Origin of the sequence: Mycobacterium sp. (assembly GCF_004298145.1) — a bacterium.
Lineage (GTDB): Bacteria > Actinomycetota > Actinomycetes > Mycobacteriales > Mycobacteriaceae > Mycobacterium.
Window position 1 is genome coordinate 52,778 of the sequence record NZ_SCRH01000058.1, and the last position, 18,525, is coordinate 71,302.

General features: G+C 66.6%; 20 protein-coding genes and 2 pseudogenes. 15 read left to right on the plus strand and 7 right to left on the minus strand.

Annotated elements, in window-relative coordinates; translation table 11 throughout:
- Window positions 1–49: 49 nt before the first annotated feature.
- From EPN51_RS25700 to EPN51_RS25710, 3 genes are read right to left on the minus strand one after another with little or no spacing between them, the layout of a single operon-like run.
- Window positions 50–319 carry an exodeoxyribonuclease VII small subunit gene (locus tag EPN51_RS25700; RefSeq protein ID WP_293048507.1) on the minus strand — a complete coding sequence of 90 codons (270 nt, stop codon included), beginning with the start codon at window positions 317–319 and terminating at the stop codon, window positions 50–52.
- Window positions 309–1,556, minus strand: coding sequence for an exodeoxyribonuclease VII large subunit (xseA, locus tag EPN51_RS25705; protein ID WP_293048509.1), 1,248 nt, complete (start codon window positions 1,554–1,556; stop codon window positions 309–311). Before xseA ends, EPN51_RS25700 begins: the two co-directional genes overlap by 11 nt.
- The gene (locus EPN51_RS25710) at window positions 1,553–2,152 is read right to left on the minus strand and encodes a lipid droplet-associated protein (protein ID WP_293048511.1); all 600 of its coding nucleotides are present in this window, start codon (window positions 2,150–2,152) and stop codon (window positions 1,553–1,555) included. The genes xseA and EPN51_RS25710 overlap by 4 nt, the downstream gene beginning before the upstream one ends.
- Before the next feature lie 89 nt (window positions 2,153–2,241).
- On the opposite strand from EPN51_RS25710, the gene EPN51_RS25715 reads away from it, so the two are divergent.
- On the plus strand, window positions 2,242–3,240 hold the full coding sequence (locus tag EPN51_RS25715; protein WP_293048513.1) for a 4-hydroxy-3-methylbut-2-enyl diphosphate reductase: 999 nt from the start codon (window positions 2,242–2,244) through the stop codon (window positions 3,238–3,240).
- 5 nt (window positions 3,241–3,245) lie between these two features.
- Here EPN51_RS25715 and EPN51_RS25720 read toward each other — a convergent pair whose 3' ends face one another.
- Entirely contained in the window at window positions 3,246–4,433 is a 1,188-nt protein-coding gene (locus EPN51_RS25720; protein ID WP_293048515.1) for a DUF6542 domain-containing protein, read from the minus strand.
- A gap of 141 nt (window positions 4,434–4,574) precedes the next feature.
- On the opposite strand from EPN51_RS25720, the gene ychF reads away from it, so the two are divergent.
- The 6 genes and pseudogenes from ychF (at window position 4,575) to EPN51_RS25750 (ending at window position 8,737) form a co-directional block, all read left to right on the plus strand.
- Window positions 4,575–5,648 (plus strand): redox-regulated ATPase YchF, encoded by a 1,074-nt coding sequence (ychF, locus tag EPN51_RS25725; RefSeq protein ID WP_293048517.1) that lies wholly within the window; start codon window positions 4,575–4,577, stop codon window positions 5,646–5,648.
- Between the two features lie 162 nt (window positions 5,649–5,810).
- Window positions 5,811–6,050 carry an AbrB/MazE/SpoVT family DNA-binding domain-containing protein gene (locus EPN51_RS25730; RefSeq protein WP_293048519.1) on the plus strand — a complete coding sequence of 80 codons (240 nt, stop codon included), beginning with the start codon at window positions 5,811–5,813 and terminating at the stop codon, window positions 6,048–6,050.
- Window positions 6,047–6,475, plus strand: coding sequence for a type II toxin-antitoxin system VapC family toxin (locus EPN51_RS25735; RefSeq protein ID WP_293048521.1), 429 nt, complete (start codon window positions 6,047–6,049; stop codon window positions 6,473–6,475). The genes EPN51_RS25730 and EPN51_RS25735 overlap by 4 nt, the downstream gene beginning before the upstream one ends.
- A 363-nt stretch (window positions 6,476–6,838) precedes the next feature.
- Complete coding sequence (locus EPN51_RS25740; protein ID WP_293048523.1) at window positions 6,839–7,222, plus strand: hypothetical protein; 384 nt, start codon at window positions 6,839–6,841, stop codon at window positions 7,220–7,222.
- A 224-nt stretch (window positions 7,223–7,446) separates the two neighbouring features.
- Window positions 7,447–7,836 (plus strand): annotated as a pseudogene (locus tag EPN51_RS25745) (peptidoglycan endopeptidase); the annotation flags it as partial.
- A gap of 577 nt (window positions 7,837–8,413) precedes the next feature.
- Entirely contained in the window at window positions 8,414–8,737 is a 324-nt protein-coding gene (locus EPN51_RS25750; protein ID WP_293048525.1) for a putative quinol monooxygenase, read from the plus strand.
- A gap of 7 nt (window positions 8,738–8,744) precedes the next feature.
- Here the strand turns inward: EPN51_RS25750 and EPN51_RS25755 are convergent, their stop codons facing one another.
- On the minus strand, window positions 8,745–9,425 hold the full coding sequence (locus EPN51_RS25755; RefSeq protein WP_293048551.1) for a guanylate cyclase: 681 nt from the start codon (window positions 9,423–9,425) through the stop codon (window positions 8,745–8,747).
- Between the two features lie 147 nt (window positions 9,426–9,572).
- Between EPN51_RS25755 and EPN51_RS25760 the strand changes: the two genes are divergently transcribed.
- Window positions 9,573–9,776, plus strand: coding sequence for a hypothetical protein (locus EPN51_RS25760; RefSeq protein ID WP_293048527.1), 204 nt, complete (start codon window positions 9,573–9,575; stop codon window positions 9,774–9,776).
- Here EPN51_RS25760 and EPN51_RS25765 read toward each other — a convergent pair.
- Window positions 9,734–10,561 carry an adenylate/guanylate cyclase domain-containing protein gene (locus EPN51_RS25765; protein ID WP_293048529.1) on the minus strand — a complete coding sequence of 276 codons (828 nt, stop codon included), beginning with the start codon at window positions 10,559–10,561 and terminating at the stop codon, window positions 9,734–9,736. The two genes, EPN51_RS25760 and EPN51_RS25765, sit on opposite strands and share 43 nt — an antisense overlap.
- Window positions 10,562–10,682: 121 nt before the next feature.
- Here EPN51_RS25765 and EPN51_RS25770 point away from each other — a divergent pair, with 121 nt between their 5' ends.
- Both EPN51_RS25770 and gnd read left to right on the plus strand, forming a co-directional pair.
- Complete coding sequence (locus EPN51_RS25770; protein WP_293048531.1) at window positions 10,683–12,089, plus strand: glucose-6-phosphate dehydrogenase; 1,407 nt, start codon at window positions 10,683–10,685, stop codon at window positions 12,087–12,089.
- A 20-nt stretch (window positions 12,090–12,109) separates the two neighbouring features.
- A complete protein-coding gene (gene gnd / locus EPN51_RS25775) occupies window positions 12,110–13,132 on the plus strand; it encodes a phosphogluconate dehydrogenase (NAD(+)-dependent, decarboxylating) (protein WP_293048533.1) in 1,023 nt (340 codons plus the stop codon).
- Window positions 13,133–13,151: 19 nt separating this feature from the next.
- Here the strand turns inward: gnd and EPN51_RS25780 are convergent, their stop codons facing one another.
- Window positions 13,152–14,015 carry an alpha/beta hydrolase gene (locus tag EPN51_RS25780; protein ID WP_293048535.1) on the minus strand — a complete coding sequence of 288 codons (864 nt, stop codon included), beginning with the start codon at window positions 14,013–14,015 and terminating at the stop codon, window positions 13,152–13,154.
- A gap of 120 nt (window positions 14,016–14,135) precedes the next feature.
- Here EPN51_RS25780 and EPN51_RS25785 point away from each other — a divergent pair, with 120 nt between their 5' ends.
- The 5 genes and pseudogenes from EPN51_RS25785 to EPN51_RS25805 form a co-directional block, all read left to right on the plus strand.
- Entirely contained in the window at window positions 14,136–14,609 is a 474-nt protein-coding gene (locus EPN51_RS25785; protein ID WP_293048537.1) for a VOC family protein, read from the plus strand.
- A gap of 111 nt (window positions 14,610–14,720) precedes the next feature.
- Window positions 14,721–15,629, plus strand: coding sequence for an alpha/beta fold hydrolase (locus EPN51_RS25790; protein ID WP_293048539.1), 909 nt, complete (start codon window positions 14,721–14,723; stop codon window positions 15,627–15,629).
- 4 nt (window positions 15,630–15,633) lie between these two features.
- Window positions 15,634–16,875 (plus strand): WS/DGAT domain-containing protein, encoded by a 1,242-nt coding sequence (locus EPN51_RS25795; RefSeq protein ID WP_293048541.1) that lies wholly within the window; start codon window positions 15,634–15,636, stop codon window positions 16,873–16,875.
- Between the two features lie 439 nt (window positions 16,876–17,314).
- Entirely contained in the window at window positions 17,315–17,995 is a 681-nt protein-coding gene (locus EPN51_RS25800; protein WP_293048543.1) for a hypothetical protein, read from the plus strand.
- Window positions 17,996–18,259: 264 nt separating this feature from the next.
- Window positions 18,260–18,525: pseudogene (locus tag EPN51_RS25805) on the plus strand (hypothetical protein); the annotation flags it as partial.

Sequence of the window (18,525 nt, forward strand, 5' to 3'; positions counted from 1 at the left end):
TTCCAGTTTGGAAAAAATCCTTCAACTGAGCCCTCCGATACGACGCGATTCAGGCGTTCTCGACGTCGCCCGCCGCGAGCGCATCCTCGATCCGCTTGCGTGCGCCAGCTAAGTGTTCTTCGCAGCGTTTAGCGAGCTGTTCGCCTCTTTCCCATAGCTGCAGCGACGCATCCAGGTCCAACCCGCCCTGCTCCAGCAGGCGCACGACCTCGATCAGTTCGTCGCGGCACGCTTCATAGCCCAGGTGACTAATAGGTGTAATGGATTCGGTCTCCTCCGGGCTGGCCGAGCTGCCCCCGCCGTCGTTTTTACGCGCCATCGGCCGGTCCTTCGCTGAGCGCGGCCACGGCGCCGTCGGCCACCCGCACCCGCAACCGGGTGCCCGCCGGCGCGTCGTCGACCGAACGCATCACCTGGCTCTCGGCGGGGCCGACCGTTTGCACGACCGCGTAGCCCCGCGCCAGTGTGGCCGCCGGCCCCAACGTCGCCAGCCGCGCGCTCAGGTGGCCGATCCGTTCGGTTTCGGTGGCGGCCAGCCGAGTGACGTCGCGGCGAATCGCCGATCGCGCGCGGTGAATCTCCTCGGCGCGCGCCGTCAACGCCGTCAGCGGCTCGGCCAGCACCGGGCGGCTGCGTATCTGGGAAAGCGCCCGTTGTTCGCGAGATACCCAGTTGCGCAGCGCCTGCGCGCTGCGCCGGCGCAGGTCGTCGATCAGCCGCTGCTCGGCCGCGGTATCGGGAACCACCTTCTTGGCCGCGTCGGTGGGGGTGGCCGCACGCAAATCGGCGACCAGATCGCACAGCGGGTTGTCGGGTTCGTGACCGACCGCGCTGATCACCGGGGTGCGGCACGCCGCGATCGCGCGGCACAGTGTCTCGTCGGAGAACGGCAACAGGTCCTCGACGCTGCCCCCGCCACGGGCGAGGACGATGACGTCGACGTCGGCGTCGCGATCGAGCTCACGTAGCGCGTCGACGATCTGCGCAACCGCGCCCGGCCCCTGGACCGCCGTATTGCGCACCGCGAAACGCGCCGCGGGCCAGCGACCGGCCGCCACGGTTGTCACGTCGCGTTCGGCCGCGCTGGCCCGGCCGGTGATCAGGCCGATCATGTTGGGCAGGAAGGGGATTGGTCGCTTGAGTCGGAGATCGAAAAGCCCTTCGGCGTCCAACAGCCTGCGCAGCCGATCGATGCGTGCCAGCAGTTCACCGACCCCCACCGCCCGAATCTCGCTGAGCCGCAACGAAAATGTGCCGCGGCCCGTGTAAAACGATGGCTTGCCGCGCACCACCACCTGCGTACCCTCGGCCAGCTGCACCGGCGCGTTCAGTACCAAATCGCGCGGGCACGTCACGGTCAGCGACATGTCGGCCGCCGGATCGCGCAGCACCATGAACACCGTTTTGGCGTCGGGCCGCATCGAGACCTGGGCGAGTTGACCCTCCACCCAGACGGTGCCCAGTTTGTCGATCCAGCCCGCGACCCGGATTGCCACCGCGCGCACCGGAAAAGGGTTCTCGGCGGAGTTCGGTTCGGAAGTAGCGGCTCGGGTCACTTCGCGTTCGCGCGGGTGATCCTGTTGGCGAGCAGCGTCTGGAACGGCGCGCGGCCCTTGGTCGCCTGCTCGTAGGCCAGCAGGGCTTCGAGTTCGTCCACGCTCAGCGATTGCAGACGGGCCCGCAGCTGGGCCAGCGTCAGCACCGCGTAGTCCAGTTCGCTGGCCACCGCCGGCTGGGATACCGATGCATTGGCCGCCGGCTTTTTGGATGGGCGGGCGGGTTTGGTCAGTGCGCTGGCGTCTTCGTGCGCGTCGGCCACCGAGTACAGCGCGAACCGTCCCTCGGCCCTGCGCTCGCCCTCGCTGCTGTCGGGCAGAGCGGCGTAAGCCCCGTCGATGCCGTCATCCACGTCCTCGTCGAAGGTCGCCCATTCCGGCTGCTCGTCCTTGGGCGGGAAAATCGACTCGAGGGTGCTGTCCCCCTTGATCACCAGCTCGGCGAGGTTCTGCTGGAAGCGCATCACGATGTGCGCCGCCTGACTGGCCAGTGTCATCGGGTACATCAGGATGGTTTTCGGCAGCCTGACGGTCTCCTCAACGGCGACTGTCGCCGCGCCGACCAGCAGCCGAACCCCATACGGTGCAGTAGCCATGGGTCCAAGATTGCCTTAAGCGGCGGCTAACTCCAAGCCCGTCGGTGCGAGCTGGCAGCCCCGTGTCGGCAGAACGTACCCTGGAGGACATGCCTTCGACTGTCGACATGGGGATTCCTGGCGCATCCGGCTCGGTAGCCGTCCCCCCGACGCGCAAACGCGTGCTCCTGGCCGAGCCGCGCGGTTACTGCGCGGGCGTGGACAGGGCCGTGGAGACCGTGGAGCGCGCGTTGGAAAAGCACGGACCGCCGGTCTATGTGCGTCACGAGATCGTGCACAACCGGCACGTGGTCAGCACGCTGGAAAAGGCCGGTGCGGTGTTCGTCAAGGAGACCGACGAGGTGCCCGAAGGCGCCATCGTGGTGTTCTCCGCGCACGGTGTCGCACCCTCGGTGCACGCAGCGGCCGCCGACCGTAATCTGCGCACCATCGACGCCACCTGCCCCCTGGTGACCAAGGTGCACAACGAGGCTCGACGATTCGCCCGCAACGACTACGACATCCTGCTCATCGGCCACGAGGGCCACGAGGAGGTCGTCGGCACCGCCGGGGAGGCGCCCGACCATGTGCAGCTGGTCGACGGCGTCGCCGCCGTGGACCACGTGACGGTCCGCGACGAGGACAAGGTGGTGTGGCTTTCGCAGACCACGTTGTCCGTCGATGAGACGATGGAAATCGTCGAGCGGCTGCGGCAACGATTCCCGAAGCTGCAGGATCCACCCAGCGACGACATCTGCTATGCGACCCAGAACCGGCAGGTCGCGGTCAAGGCGATGGCGCCGGAGTGCGAGCTGGTGATCGTCGTCGGGTCCCGCAATTCGTCGAATTCGGTGCGGCTGGTCGAAGTGGCGCTGGGTGGCGGGGCCGCCGCCGCCCACCTGGTCGATTGGGCCGACGACATCGACCCGACATGGCTTGACGGCGTCACCACGGTGGGTGTCACGTCCGGGGCGTCGGTTCCCGAGGTCTTGGTGCAAGGCGTGCTGGAGCGGCTCGCCGAGTGCGGCTTCGAGATGGTGCAACCGGTCACTACGGCGCAGGAGACCCTCGTGTTCGCGCTGCCGCGCGAGATCCGGTCAGCTCGCTGAGCTCCTCAGACGTCGTATTCCCAGGATTCCGCCGGGGGCCGTCCGTGCGCGCGTCCCGGTGTGCGTGAGCGACTCCGGCGCTCGGAGTGCGGCTCGCGCGGCTGGTCCTGGGTGCCGCCGCCGCGGTAACGGACCTGGGGGATGGGGTGATGCGTCCCATTGTTCCCGGTCGATGGCGGCCGCCGGCGCCGCGGCTCGTAGGGCTCGCGGCTGTCGTAGCGGTTTTCGGAGCGGCCCGAGTTCTCGGGCCCGCTCGGGGGGTCGTACCTGTCGCCGAAGGACTCAAAGCCGTCGAAACGGCTGCTGCGCGGCGCGGGCCGGTCGTACGGCCGCTCGTAGGGATTGCGGCGGGCGCGTGGCTCGCGGCGCGGCTCCCGCGGCTCCGGGTCGCCCTCCGGCCTGGGCCGGCGGCGTGACCGGCGGGGTGGTTCCGCGGCGTCGTATTCGCGCGACGACGTCGGGTTTCGGCGGCTGCTGCTGCGCCGTGGCCGCTCGGGCCGCTCGGGCGATTCGTCGTCCAGGGGCGGTCGCGCGTGCCGGGAGCTGCGCGTGGATCGCGTGGACGAGCGACCGTCACGCGCCGTTCGGCGGGCCCTCGCCGACGAGCCCGACGTCCGCCCGCGGCGCCCCTCGGGGGCCTCGTCGGTGTCGTCGGCGTCGGCGTCGGGCTGCAGCGCCGACTGCAGTTTGGCGCCGATGTTGCTGAAGAAGGACTTGACGTCGACGCTGGTGGCACCGGCGGAGGTGCCCGCCGTGGTGGCGCCCTTGGCGCTTCCGAAATACCAGCGGACCAGTCCGATCGCCAGCACGGCGCCGGCGGTGCCCAGCATCAGCGGGAAGCGCTCGATCAGCGGATAGCCGCAGCTGATCAGCAGGTCTTTGAGGCGGCCGATTTTGGCGTCGTGGAACAGCCAGTAGGCGCCGGGCACCGCGCAGAAAAGGATCAGTGGCGGCTGGATGATCGTGGTGAAGATGCCGTCCTGGCGCACCGCGAGCACCGCCGCCACGCAACCCGCTATATAGAAGCCCGCGAAGACGTGGGTCAGTTCCTTGTGACCAGCGTCGATTCCGTAGCCGATGGCTGTCGCGGTGACGGCGATGAGCAGGGCTGCGTACCAGGGGGCGCCTGGGATGTTTGGGTGGATCGAACGGTGGGCACTGTCCACCGTCGCACTGGCCCGCTGTGCTGACACATGTAGACCGTACCGGGAATGGGCCAAAAGGCCCGTAAATACCTCCCAGGGGTCGCTTGGCGTGCCCCGTTCTCGCGCACGATCGCTCGCGCGATGGTCCCGATCGTCCGGCGCCGCCGTGACCCCTAGACTTGGCTCCCTGTGAGCCTGAGCCTCGGAATAGTCGGCCTGCCGAACGTCGGCAAGTCGACCTTGTTCAACGCGCTGACCCGGAACAACGTGGTGGCGGCCAACTATCCGTTCGCGACGATCGAACCCAACGAGGGCGTCGTTCCGCTACCCGATCCGCGGCTGGACAAGCTGGCGGAGATGTTCGGTTCCGAGAAGATCGTGCCGGCGCCGGTCACGTTCGTCGACATCGCCGGAATCGTCAAGGGCGCCTCCGAGGGCGCCGGGCTGGGCAACAAGTTCCTGGCCAACATCCGCGAGTGTGACGCGATCTGCCAGGTGGTGCGGGTGTTCACCGACGACGACGTCGTGCACGTCGACGGCAAGGTCGATCCGAGCTCCGACATCGAGGTGATCGAGACCGAGCTGATCCTCGCTGACATGCAGACCCTGGAGAAGGCCGTACCGCGGCTGGAGAAGGAAGCCCGCAACAACAAGGAGCGCAAGCCCGTGCATGAGGCGGCCGTCGCCGCGCAGGCGGTGCTGGACTCGGGTAAGACGCTGTTCGCGGCCGGTGTCGACGCGGCATTGCTGCGCGAGCTGAATCTGATGACCACCAAGCCTTTTCTGTACGTGTTCAACGCCGACGAGTCCGTGCTGACCGACGATGCCCGGAAGGCCGAGCTGTGCGCGCTGGTCGCACCCGCCGACGCGGTGTTCCTGGACGCGAAGATCGAGGCTGAGCTGCAAGAGCTGGACGACGAGTCGGCCGCCGAACTTTTAGAGTCCATCGGGCAAACCGAGCGTGGACTGGATGCGTTGGCGCGGGCTGGTTTTCACACCCTCAAGTTGCAGACCTACCTGACGGCGGGCCCAAAAGAGGCGCGCGCGTGGGTGATTCACCGGGGCGATACCGCGCCCAAGGCCGCCGGGGTGATCCACACCGACTTCGAAAAGGGTTTCATCAAGGCCGAAATCGTCTCCTTTGACGACCTGGTCGCCGCGGGGTCGATGGCGGCGGCCAAGGCAGCCGGCAAGGTCCGCATGGAAGGCAAGGACTACGTCATGACCGACGGTGACGTGGTGGAGTTCCGGTTCAACGTCTAGGGGTAGCCGGCTACGTCGAGCGTGGCGGATGTGCACGCGATCGGCGCCCTGGATTCCAGCGGTGGCTGGAACGAATGCGGACGGGTCATCAGCTCATCGTGTTGCTCGTAAAGCAGGTCGACGCTGACGGTGTGAATGGGATTTCATTGGTAGGCTATTCCCATGGAGGCTGTCATTGATTCCGGTGGCCGTATCGTCCTGCCTAAGCAACTGCGCGACGCGCTGGGGCTGACTCCTGGCGCGAAGGTCGACATCTCGGCATATGGGGGCGGATTGCAGATCACCCCCGGTGGCAGAACTGCTCGGATTGAGCGGGATGCAAACGGGCGCTTGGTAGCTCGCGCAGACACCGAAATCACCGACGAGATGATGTTCGCTCTGATCGACTCAGGGCGACGTTGACGGCCGTGCCTGTCACCGCGGTCGACACCAGTGTCGCGATACCACTGCTGATGACCTCGCACCGACACCACGCGTTGGTCGCTGCGTGGGCGAAGAGTCGAACCCTGGGTCTTTGTGGGCATGCTTTGGCGGAAACGTATTCGGTTCTGACCCGATTGCCTGGCGATGCGCGCGTCGATGCTTCCGATGCGGTGGCGTTGATCGATGCGAACTTCGCCGCGCCGCTGCAGCTCGGTGCGCGTTCCTCGCGTTCGGCCCATCGAGAGTTCGCCCGACGAGGGATTGCCGGTGGTGCGACGTACGACGGGTTGGTTGCGTTGGCTGCTCGCGAACACGGTGCCGTTTTGGTCACTCGGGACGCACGTGCACGGTCTACCTACGAGGCGCTGGGCGTTGTTACCGAGGTGCTCGCTCACGACCGTTGATGTCGTTGGCCTGTGGCCGTTCTGTCGCGCGATTCGGGGTTTCGCCAAGAGTCGACCGGACCTGGCGGACACGGTGCCGGGCGTCGCGTTGCCGGCCCGATGACCGGGCGCGGCGGTACGCACGTCGGTGGGGCATGGCCGGCTTCCGACGTGAAGCGGCTCGTGGACACACGATGACGCTGTCGACCCACTCCGATTCAACGTCTCGACGGGGCCCCGGTTGTTCGACGCGCGATGCGGTCGAAGTCCGCTTCAACCTCTAGGTAGCCGGCGAAGGAAGGGATCGTCGTACGGCGACCTAGACGTTCCGGACAATCCGAATCACCACTTGCCCGGAGCCCGGTCCAGGGAAATCCTTGGGAGATGACGAGTGTCAAACGACCGGGACCGTGGCTACGGCGGTCTACGAGCGTGCTGGTGGGTGGCGGGCTGGCACTGTCGGCTTTGGGGCTGGCCGGCGGCTCCGTCGCGCAGGCGGCACCGGCCCCCACCGGCCATTGGTGCCCGGGCGATTCGTGGAACCCGGCGTGGGGCAATGTCTTGGACTGGGACTGGAATCGGTGCCACGACTGGCAACACCCGGGCGGTCCGACCGGCCCGGCGGGCTGGGGGCCCTGGGGACCCCCGCCGGCGTGGGCGCCGCCGCAGCCGCCCCAACCGGCGTGGGCGCCCGGGGCTCAAATGATGTGGAACCCGACTGACGCCGATTGGGGCATCTGGAACAACGGAATATGGACTCCCATCTGAGACAACACCGCCGCTCGCGGGCAGGTGGCCTCGGATCGATGGCGTTTGGCGGATCGAATGGCTGGCGGCAGAAAGGATCGGGTCGCCGATCGGCGCGACCGGTCTAAAACGCAGGTAATTCGCCGCCAAAAATATACCCGTGTGTAATAAATTTGCTTTAGCTGCGGCGTAGGTCATTACCGGTTTACCGAATGACCTGCGCCACAAATTTTGGTTCGCAATAAATGTTATTGCTAGCCTCGCTGCCCATGGTCGTTATTGCAACATTGATGTCGTTGATCAGCCAGGTCTCCGGCACCCCATATATTGCGGGTGGGGATTCTCCCGCTGGGACTGATTGTTCGGGACTTGCTTCGTGGATTGCGAATGCAGCGACTGATAGGCCAGTTTATGGGGATCGATTTAATACCGGAAACGAAGAAGCCGCGCTGCTGGCGCGTGGGTTCCAATATGGGACCGCGCCCAACGCCTTGGTCATTGGCTGGAACGGTGGCCACACCGCGGTGACGCTGCCCGACGGAACCTCAGTGGCCAGTGGTGAGCGCGGCGGTGTGCACGTCGGCGGCCCCGGCGCCTACCAGGCAGGATTCACGCATCACATGTTCCTTCCGATGGCGCCGGAGGATGGTGGAGCGCCGCCGCCGGACGCTTTGCCGCTGCCGCCGGACGCTCTTGCGCCGCCGCCGGATGCCCCGCCCCCGCCCCCGGATGCTCCTCCGCCACCGCCGGATGCTCCTCTGCCGCCGCCGGAAGCGACGGCCATTCTGGTCGATGCCCCGGCACCCCCGATGCCGGAACCGTCGAGTCCTGAGTTACCTTTGCCCGGCGACGTGGTAATTACGAATTAACGACAAATGAAACGCCGGCGTCGGGAGTTCGGATTATTTCTTCTGACGATCGGACAGGGCCATCCGCTGCGTCGGCGAATAGTGAAATGATGCCGGTATCCGTCTCCGTGTGACCTACGACACTACGGCGCCAAAGTGACGGAAGTGCGTGTCGCGGCGAAAGTGTGCTCGTGCGTCCTTTGTGACGTATGAGCACACTTTGCTGTGGTTATCGTCGACGGAAAATCGCATCCGGTGTCGAGCCGCCGCGACGGCCGCGGTGGAATCCACGGCCGGATAAGCTGGCGCTGCCCGCGGCGATCGGGCGGGCGCACCGGAAGCAGCGAATCTAGGCGGGGCCGCAATGATCTTCATCGTCGTCAAGTTCGAAACCAAACCCGAGTGGACCGACCGGTGGCCTGGACTCGTCGCCGCGTTCACCGCGGCGACTCGCGCCGAGGAAGGCAACCTGTGGTTCGAGTGGTCACGCAGCCTGGACGACCCGGCGGAGTACGTCCTGGTGGAGGCGTTCCGGGATGGTGATGCGGGCGGCGCGCACGTCAACAGCGATCACTTTCACCGGGCGATGCAAGAGCTCCCGCAGGCGCTGAAGTCCACGCCCAAGATCATCAGCCAGACGATCGATGGCACGGGCTGGTCGGAGATGGGCGAGATGGCCGTCGGCTGACCCTGCGCTAGCCGACCACGATCTCGATTTCGCCGCCCAGCGCATAGCCCGGTGCGAGCGGCAGACTGTCGCCGCTCCAGAACGAGCCCGGGTCGAACCAGTTCGAGTACTTCTCCGTGCTCATCAAGCCCATCTCCTCGTAGGTGATGGCCACCGTTTCCGCGCAGTAGGCCGCTTCCAGCCCGAGGCGCTGACGCTCCTTACGTCGCTGTGTCGACTCTCGAACCTTCTTGTCCACGAGCGGGATTCCGCGCGTCCAGTCGTAGGCGTTCGGCAGCCGGCCGCGCAGCCACCGCCCCGTCAAGCGCATGGTGGTCGGGAACGCGGTGCCGTCCATGCGGGCGATGACGCGCAGCAGCTTGTTCTCTTGCTCGCGGTCGGCCGGCGGAGTCAACTGGCGCAGCCAGCACCGCTGACCGTAGCGCTGGGTCCACTGCAAGACGGATTGCTGCAGATCGTTGAGTTGCACGCCACGGTGATTCGTTCCCGTCCACAGGTCGACGAGCTTGTCACCCAGTTCGGCGTGCCAGATCAGCGGCGGTAAATCGTCAATGGCCACCGTCATGCCCACGTGGTTCACCGGGCTGTTCGTCAACGTCTGGATGGCGCGGTCGGGTCCCGAACCGCCGCGAAACAGCCAAAGGTCGCCGGTCCGCGTTTCCTCGAGCGCTTGGTTCAGGGTGAGCATCTTCGTGTAAGCCCGTTCGCCGCTGCAGTTTTCGCCGATCTCGTCGTCGTCATGTGCCCGGTTGCACGTCGCGGTGCCGTGCGTTGCGGGCACACAAGTCAATCACAACCAGCGCACGACGACGGGGACTCCGCATAGCCTGGTGTCATGCGCAGTGTGTGGAAGTGGCTGGGGCTGGCCGGTGCCGCCGGCGTCGTCGCCGGCGGCGCGCTGGTGGTTCGCGACCAGCGCAAGCGGCGTGCGTACACCGCCGACGAGGTCCGGGATCGGCTGCATCAGCGGTTGGCCGAATACGACGGGGGAGGCCTTCAGCCCGGATCGGCCGAGGGCTCAACGGCGAACAACCGGTAGGTGCCCGAAAAACCCTTCAGCTCGACGTCGCGGCCGCCGTCGAACCGGATGTCGTCGGAGTCGGAAAGCGCGTCCCGCACCGGCTGACTCACCAGTATCTCGCCACCGGTGGCCTGTGCCGCAACCCGCGCCGCCATGGCGACGTTGCGGCCGAACAGATCATCACCGCGGCGCACCGAGCGGCCCATGTGTATGCCGATGCGAACGCGAATCTCGTCGTGCCGCTTGCGGTTTGCGTCCCTGCGCAACGCGCGCTGCAGGTCGATACCACATCGCACCGCCTGTTCGGCGCGAGCGAAGGCGATCATGAATCCGTCACCCTGACTCTTCACCACATGGCCGGACCGCCGCTGCACGAGATCCGAGACCAGCTTGTCGTGTGCGCTGATCAGTTTGACCCAGGCCCGATCGCCGATCCGCTCGTTGAGCGCGGTGGATTCCTCGATGTCGGAGAACAGGATCACCACCCGGCCGTCCGGGGTGACCCGGGCAAGGTCGGGTCGCTCGACTTCGGCCCAGTCCGCGAGGTCCTCGATCGAGCTGCGCACGGCGGCGCCGAAGCCCTCCTTGCGCATCAGGTTGGCGGTGTTCCATACCGTTTTCACGGCTTCGCGACCGCCCGACAGCAACCAGTTGCGGGCGTCGTTTCGCTGGCGCAGCTCGTCGAGCTCCCGGTGGGTGCGCGCCAGCAGCTGCCACAGTACGACCAACCCGCCGGCCTCGACCGCAGCGACCCCGGCCAGAATGTAGACCGAGACATGCAGCGCGTCACCCATGTCGGTCATCCTTGCAAGGCTGCGGTCCGCTTTGGTTGTCGGCCCTGTGAGCAGTGTCTAGGGTTGGGTTTGCCGGCCGCGGGTAGTGATCTCAGGGGTGTTGATTAGGTGACTTCCGGGAGGAGCGGTTTTGGCCGACGGCGACAGTTATTCATCTGACCTGCTGGTGATCTTCGGAATCACCGGCGACCTGGCGCGCAAGATGACGTTTCGGGCGCTGTACCGGCTCGAGCGACGCGACGAGCTGAACCACCCCATCGTCGGTGTGGCCAGCGACGACATCACGACCGAGCAGCTGGTGGACCTGGCGCGGGAGGCCATCAAGAAATCGGGCGAGAAGTTCGACGACGCGGTGTTCGACCGGCTGGCCGGCCGGCTGTCCTACCTGCACGGCGACGTCACCGACGCCAATCTCTACACGCAGCTCGCCGGGGAGATCGGCTCGGACTCCCATCCGCTCTACTACCTCGAGATGCCGCCGTCGTTGTTCGCGCCCATCGTGGAGAACCTGGCGAAGGCCGACCTGCTGGAGCGGGCGCGGGTGGCGATAGAGAAGCCGTTCGGCCATGACCTGGAGTCGGCGCGCGACCTCAACGCCCGGCTGCGTGCGGTGCTCGACGAAGACCAAATCCTGCGTGTGGACCACTTTTTGGGCAAACAACCCGTTGAGGAACTGCAGTACCTGCGATTCGCCAACAACGCCCTGGCCAAGCTGTGGGACCGCGAGAGCATTTCCGAGATCCACATCACCATGGCCGAAGACTTCGGGATCGAGGACCGCGGCAAGTTCTACGACGCGGTGGGCGCACTTCGCGACGTCGTGCAAAACCATCTGCTGCAGGTGCTCGCGCTGGTCGCCATGGAGCCCCCGGTCGGCGCCGGCGACGACGACCTGAACGACAAGAAGGCCGAAGTCTTCCGGGCGATGCCCTCGCTGGACCCGCAACGCTGCATTCGCGGCCAGTACCGCGGCTATACCGAAGTCCCCGGAGTGGCAAAGGATTCCACCACCGAGACCTATATCGCGCTGCGGACCGAGATCGACAACTGGCGCTGGGCTGGAGTGCCGATCTTCCTGCGCGCCGGCAAGGCACTGCCGGAGAAGGTCACCGAGGTCCGGATGTTCCTCCACCACGTTCCCGGCTTTTCGTTCCTGCCCAACCGGCGGCCACCCGGCCCCAACCAGATCGTGCTGCGCATCGACCCCGACCCCGGGATGCGGTTGCAGTTGTCCGCCCAACTCGGCGACTCGTGGCACGACGTCCACCTGGACTCCTCGTTCGCCGAGGATCTCGGCGAACCGGTACGCCCCTACGAACGGCTGCTCTACGCCGCGTTCAATGGAGATCGCCAGCTGTTCGCCCGTGAGGACGCCATCGAGGAGACGTGGCGCATCGTGCAGCCGGTGCTGGACAAGCCGGGTCGAATCCACGCATACGACCAAGGCTCTTGGGGACCCGAGGCCGCGGCGAAGCTGGTGCGTGGTCACCACACCTGGCAGGAGCCGTGGCTGCCGCACAGCACGCCCACCAAATAGTTAAGGAGACTAGAGACACGATGCAGCTTGGGATGATCGGCCTCGGCCGGATGGGCGCCAACATCGTCCGCCGCGTGGTCACGGGCGGACATGAATGCGTGGTATACGACCACAACCCCGACGCGGTCGAGGCAATGGCGGGGGAGGACAAGACCACGGGGGTGTCCTCGCTGCACGAGCTCGCCGAGAAGCTGACGGCGCCGCGCGTCGTGTGGGTGATGGTCCCGGCCGGGACGATCACCACGGGGGTGATCGACGAGTTGGCCAAGACACTCGAGTCCGGCGACATCGTCATCGACGGCGGGAACTCTTATTATCGCGACGACATCCGCCACGCAAAGACGCTGTCGGAGAAGGGAATTCATTTCCTGGATTGCGGCACCAGCGGCGGGGTGTGGGGCCGCGAACGCGGTTACTGCCTGATGATCGGCGGCGACGACGAGGCGTTCGCACACGCCGAACCGATCTTCGCCACCGTCGCACCGGGCGTCGACGCGGCCCCGCGCACACCGGGCCGCGACGGCGAGGTCGCGACCTCGGAGCAGGGTTACTTGCATTGCGGGCCGGCCGGTGCCGGGCACTTCGTGAAGATGGTGCACAACGGCATCGAGTACGGGATGATGGCTTCGCTCGCCGAGGGGCTGAACATCTTGCGCAACGCCGACATCGGCAAGCACGTCCAGGAAGGTGACGCCGAGACGGCGCCGCTGTCCAACCCGGAGTTCTACCAGTACGACATCGACATCCCCGAGGTCGCCGAGGTGTGGCGGCGCGGCAGCGTCATCGGTTCCTGGCTATTGGATCTGACGGCGATCGCGCTGCACGAATCCCCGGAGCTGAAGGAATTCTCCGGGCGCGTCTCGGACTCGGGCGAGGGCCGCTGGACCTCCATCGCGGCGATCGACGAGGGAGTCCCCTCGCCGGTGCTGACCACCGCGTTGCAGTCCCGCTTCGCCTCGCGTTCGCTCGATGACTTCGCGAACAAGGCGCTTTCGGCGATGCGCAAGCAATTCGGCGGGCACGCGGAGAAGCCGGCGAACTAACCGCGTTTGACCAAGCCGGTCAGTGGCGTTTGACGAATTTCACCACGGCGTCGCTGAACGCGTCGTTGTCGTCGCCGGCCGCGGTGTGCCCGGCGTTGGACAGCTCGACGAACTCCGCGCGCGGCACGGTGGCCAGGAAGTGCCGGACGCCCTCGGGGCTCACCACGTCGGACAGCTTGCCGCGGATCAGCAAGACGGGAATCCGCAAGTTCTTGGCGGCCTGCTCGAAGCTCTCGGTGCGCAGTTCGGGATCGTCACCGGGCTTGGTCATGAACGCCGGGTCCCAGTGCCAATACCAGCGGCCGTCGCGCAGGCGCAGGTTCTTCTTCAGCCCCTCGGGGCTGCGTGGCTTGCTCCGGTACGGCAGGTAAGCGGCGACGGCGTCGGCGGCCTGCTCCAGCGACTCGAAACCGTCGAGGCCACTGAACATGAAATCGCGGATGCGGGCGCTGCCGCCTTTCTCGAAGCGGGGCACCACGTCGACGAGCACCAATCGGGTCACTTTCGCGGGCCCGGCCCGGTGCGCGGCGAGAATGCCGGTCAGCCCGCCCATGCTCGCCCCGATGATCGTCACCGGCCGGCCGATCACCTCCAGCACCCGCAGGACGTCGCCCGTCAACGTCTCGATCTCGTAGTCGGCATCGGGCGAGCGGGCGCTGTCACCGTGCCCCCGCGAGTCCAGCGCCACCACGTGCAGCCCCTCGTCGGCCAGCGTTTGACCGGTGTTCTTCCAGGAAAACCGGTTCTGGCCGCCCCCGTGCAGCATCAGGATGCTCGGCCGGCCGGCGGCGTCGGCGCCCCGATTCCATTCGTCGGCGACCAGGGTGATGCCCTTGATGCCGGCAAACTCGACCGTCTCGGGGCTGCTGCTGACGGTGCTCATGCGTCCTGACGTTACATAGGTCGCATAAGCACTCTTCGGGGGGCCGACGACCCGATGAGTTTCGGTGATCGCGGGAGTCTGTCAGAGGAACCCCCACCAGCCACCAAGGAGGCCGCGGACATGCCATCGATCACCCCGTCGTTATGGTTCGACGACAACCTGGAGGAAGCGGCCAGGTTCTACACCTCGGTGTTCGGAAACGCCCACATCGAGGGGTTCAACCGGACCACCGACGCCGGACCGGGGGAGCCCGGCACCGTCCTGTCGGGCAGCTTCGTGCTGGACGGCGCCCGGTTCATCGGGATCAACGGTGGTCCGCACTTCCAGTTCAGCGAAGCGGTGTCGTTCACGATCCACTGCAAGGACCAGGACGAGGTCGACTACTACTGGGAGCGGTTGACCGACGGCGGCGAGGAATCGCAGTGCGGCTGGTGCAAGGACCGCTTCGGGCTGAGCTGGCAAATCGTCCCGTACCGGCTCTATGAACTGATCAGCGATCCCGATCGCGCCCGGGCGGCTGCGGCCACCACGGCGATGTATGGCATGCGCAAGATCATCATCGCCGATCTGGACCGAGCCGCCGCGTCGCAATAGTGAAAACCGCTGATGCAGTGATGGTTTGACTACATACTTACTGCGGTCGGTGCTTCTTCAAGCGGCACGGGTTAGGTTTGTCCGTGCGGACGCGCCGAGCAGGGAGTGAAGATGGCTGAACCAGGCTGGATCGACGTGACCGGCCCTGCCGGGGATCTGAAGGCACTCACCTGGGGGCCACCCGATGCCCCCCTCGCGTTGTGCCTGCACGGCTTCCCCGACACCGCCTACGGCTGGCGCAAGTTCGCGCCGCGGCTCGCCGAGGCGGGGTGGCGCGTCGTCGCGCCCTTCATGCGCGGGTACGCGCCGTCGTCGATCCCGGTCGACGGCAGCTATCAGGTGGGTGCGCTGATGGACGACGCGCTGCGGGTGCGCTCGGCTGCGGGCGGCACCGAAAACGATGTGGTCATCGGCCACGACTGGGGCGCGATCGCCGCCACCGGCCTGGCCGCCATGCCCGACAGCCCGTTCACCAAGGCGGTGATCATGTCGGTGCCGCCGTCGGCGGCCTTCCGCCGGCACGGCGGCGACGTGGCCGAGCGAGGGCGGCTGGCCGCCCATCTGGCGCGCCAGGTGTTCCGTAGCTGGTACATCATGTACTTCCAATTACCTTGGTTGCCTGAACGTTCCGCTTCCTGGGTGTTGCCGCTGCTGTGGCGGCGGTGGTCGCCCGGCTATCGCGCCGAGGAGGATCTGCGCCACGTTGACGCCGCGATCGGGGCGCCGGAGAGCTGGCGTGCGGCGCTGGGACCGTACCGCGCCACCATTCGCAACACGCGGCCGTCGGCGCGCTATGCCGAATTGAACCAGCTGTGGACCGAAGAACCGGTGCTGCCGTGTCTGTATCTGCATGGTCGCGACGACGGTTGCCTGACACCGGCTTTCGCGCGCTGGGTGGAAAAGGTGCTGCCGCCCGGCAGCGAGGTCGGCATCGTCGAACATGCCGGCCATTTCCTGCAGCTCGAACAGCCCGACAAGGTCGCCGATCTGGTGCTCGGGTTCATCGGCTCGCCCGGCTGACACCGTGCCGGGGCACCGGATGGCGGCCGTCGATGCGCAGTTCTACTGGATGTCGGCCAAAATCCCCAACGACGAGTTCTTGCTGTACGCCTTCGACGGCGAGCCCGCCGACTACCCGCGTACCGTCGAGCAGCTCTGCCGGCGGGCCAACGCCGACCCGGCGCTGACGATGCGCGTGCGCGAACGAGGCAGCCTGCGCTATCCGCAATGGGTAGCGGCGGCGGTGACGCCCGAGCAGGTGGTCCGCCACGACCTCGCCGAGCACAGCTGGGCCGGCTGCCTGGCGGCCGTCGCCGGCCTTGCCGGTGACCAACTGGACGTTCGCCGGATGGCTTGGCGGCTGCACGTTTTCACTCCGGTGCGCGGCATTCCGGGCGTCCCCGGCCCGGGGGTCGTCGCCGTGATGCAGGTCGCACACGCGCTGGCCGACGGTGCCCGCGCCGCCGCCATGGCGGCCTGGCTTTTCGGCCGTCACCATCCGGTGCCCGAGGTGCCGGTGCCGGGGGTGGGTTTCCTGCCCTGGCGAGCCGCCATTGCGGCGCGCACCCATCGCCACCTGGTGCGCGACACCCGCGCGGGGCTGTTGGTGGCCGGGGCCGGGCCACGGCCGATGCTGCCGACGAATGCGCGTCCCGACGGTGCTCGTTCGATGCGCACGCTGGTGCGGCACCGCTCGCGGATGCCCGGCCCCACGGTCACGGTCGGCGTGCTGAGCGCAGTCTCGGAGGCCCTGTCCAACCTCCTTGGCGGGCAGGTCGATTCGCTGGGTGCCGAGGTGCCGATGGCCAAGCCCGGCGCACCCCAGGCGCATAACCATTTCGGCAACGTCGTGGTGGGGCTGTACCCGGCACTGGGATCCGAGGCCCGCGCCGAGCGGATCGCGGCCCAGCTGGCCAACGGGCGACGCCGATTTCAACACCCGGCCGCCGGTGCCTCCGACCGCGCTTTCGCGGCGGTTCCCGCCGCGCTGCTGCGTTGGGGTATAAACCAATTCGACCTCGATGAGCGTCCGGAGCAGGTGGCCGGCAACACCGTGGTGTCCAGCGTCTACCGGGGCGCGGCCGATCTGAGCTTCGGTGGCGCCCGGGTGCTGCTGACGGCCGGGAATCCGGCGCTGTCGCCGATGATGGGGCTGACGCACGGCGTGCACGGCATCGGTGACACCATCGCCATCAGCGTGCACGCGGCGGCGTCGGCCGTTGCCGATATCGACGCCTACGTGGCGCTGCTCGACGCGGCGCTATAGCTATCGCGCATCGCCGCTGAGAGTGGCTCACGGGATCAGCGGATCTGAATCATGTTGGGGTACAGAGTATTTTCAGCGATGCGCGCCCAGTTGACCCGTGCCGAGCGTCGCGGTCAGCAAAAGGTGGCAGGTGAGAGGAATCCGCCGGCTGTGAGTGCAATGACACCGGCGGGTGTGGTCTGATGAAAAGATCGCAGGATTGATCCAGGCGGGCGATGGCGAAGCTATCGAACGCGCGTGGTGCAGTTACATGAAGAGCGCGCGCCGCCGATGATGCCGACCCGGCGTGCAACCGGTGATGCGACTGATTAACTTGGTCACTGATATGACCGTCGAACCAAGCAGTCACTGATCGGTTGCGAGGAAGTGGGGTGGTCCCATGCGAATGCGTTTGACAAAGAGCAAGTCCGTCAGTGATTTCCGCCCCCAGGACGTCGCGATGGGGAGGCATCGGCTACCCCGCGATGTTGATCGCGGCGCACCCATCGAGACATCGCTGTCCAGTACTCACAGCGACGACGACGCGAACGAGCGTGAGATCGATGAACAGTGGGGCTCTGCGCATGGTGAACAGTCGTGCGACCTCGACAACGCGCAGGATGACGGGACGGCGAGCGCGCCTCGAGCGACGTTGAGCAGCCACGCGGCTTGCGTCATTGCCTTCGGCGTGCTGCCGGCGCTGCTGGTGATCCTGGGAGGTAGTGCCGGGTACCTGACCTGGAAGACGGTATCGGCGCATTTCCTGCAACAGGCGCGCGTCGATTCGGTTCGTGCGGCCGCAGACGGCGCCGCGGCGATGCTGACTTACCACGCCGACAACGTGGACAGCGAACTTCGGGCGGCGCGAGAACGGCTGACCGGCAAGTTCAAGGTCTCCTACACCGCGTACACCCACGACGTGGTGATACCGGATTCACATCGGAAGCACATTTCGGCCGCGGCGACAGTACCGTCCGCAGCGTCCGTTTGGGCAACGACGAACCAGGCCGTCGTCATGCTTTTCGTCGATCAAACGTTCAACAGTGACATGACCGCGGCCAGCGGAACCGCGTCAAGTGTCCGAGTAACCCTCGACAAAGTAGGCGGGCGCTGGCTGATCTCCGACTTCACTCCGGTGTGACGAGCAAGGGTGTTCTCACGTCTTGGCGACGGCCACCGAGGCGATGTCGACTAGCGCTTTGCGCGCGGCTTACCGTACTCGTTCCACCATCAGCGGATCGTGGGGGGCGGCCGTAGCCCGCGTCAGCTCGAAGTTGTGCCATGACCGGCCTCGCCTGTTCGATCGCGGTCGCCAGTATGATCCCGCCACGAGCACGTATGTTGGACCAGACGGCTGCACTACCGACACACCGATCTGGCACATCCCGCCCAACGAGGAGCACACATGGCAGATGCGGATGCCCCCGAAGGCGAAGAGGGCGAGACCGAAACCACTGAACAGGCGTCATCGACGCAAGACCAGGCCACCACCGCCGGCGATGTCGAAGGTGACGAGACCTCCGACGAGGGTGCGGATGCAGCTGCAGACGAGGATGCGGGGTCGGACGGACCTGGCGGCGCCGGCGATGACGAGGTGGCAGGACCGACGAAACGGCGGATCTCCATGTCGCCTGTTCGGCTGGCAATGGTGGTTGGTGTGGTTGCCGTCCT

What these genes read in the sequence shown, in the direction of transcription:
- EPN51_RS25700 (WP_293048507.1), bottom strand. Translation starts at nt 319, where the DNA reads ATGGCGCGTAAAAACGACGGCGGGGGCAGCTCGGCCAGCCCGGAGGAG.
- EPN51_RS25710 (WP_293048511.1), bottom strand. Translation starts at nt 2,152, where the DNA reads ATGGCTACTGCACCGTATGGGGTTCGGCTGCTGGTCGGCGCGGCGACA.
- EPN51_RS25715 (WP_293048513.1), top strand. Translation starts at nt 2,242, where the DNA reads ATGCCTTCGACTGTCGACATGGGGATTCCTGGCGCATCCGGCTCGGTA.
- EPN51_RS25730 (WP_293048519.1), top strand. Translation starts at nt 5,811, where the DNA reads ATGGAGGCTGTCATTGATTCCGGTGGCCGTATCGTCCTGCCTAAGCAA.
- EPN51_RS25740 (WP_293048523.1), top strand. Translation starts at nt 6,839, where the DNA reads ATGACGAGTGTCAAACGACCGGGACCGTGGCTACGGCGGTCTACGAGC.
- EPN51_RS25750 (WP_293048525.1), top strand. Translation starts at nt 8,414, where the DNA reads ATGATCTTCATCGTCGTCAAGTTCGAAACCAAACCCGAGTGGACCGAC.
- EPN51_RS25755 (WP_293048551.1), bottom strand. Translation starts at nt 9,425, where the DNA reads ATGCTCACCCTGAACCAAGCGCTCGAGGAAACGCGGACCGGCGACCTT.
- EPN51_RS25760 (WP_293048527.1), top strand. Translation starts at nt 9,573, where the DNA reads ATGCGCAGTGTGTGGAAGTGGCTGGGGCTGGCCGGTGCCGCCGGCGTC.
- EPN51_RS25765 (WP_293048529.1), bottom strand. Translation starts at nt 10,561, where the DNA reads ATGACCGACATGGGTGACGCGCTGCATGTCTCGGTCTACATTCTGGCC.
- gnd (WP_293048533.1), top strand. Translation starts at nt 12,110, where the DNA reads ATGCAGCTTGGGATGATCGGCCTCGGCCGGATGGGCGCCAACATCGTC.
- EPN51_RS25780 (WP_293048535.1), bottom strand. Translation starts at nt 14,015, where the DNA reads ATGAGCACCGTCAGCAGCAGCCCCGAGACGGTCGAGTTTGCCGGCATC.
- EPN51_RS25785 (WP_293048537.1), top strand. Translation starts at nt 14,136, where the DNA reads ATGCCATCGATCACCCCGTCGTTATGGTTCGACGACAACCTGGAGGAA.
- EPN51_RS25790 (WP_293048539.1), top strand. Translation starts at nt 14,721, where the DNA reads ATGGCTGAACCAGGCTGGATCGACGTGACCGGCCCTGCCGGGGATCTG.
- EPN51_RS25800 (WP_293048543.1), top strand. Translation starts at nt 17,315, where the DNA reads ATGGGGAGGCATCGGCTACCCCGCGATGTTGATCGCGGCGCACCCATC.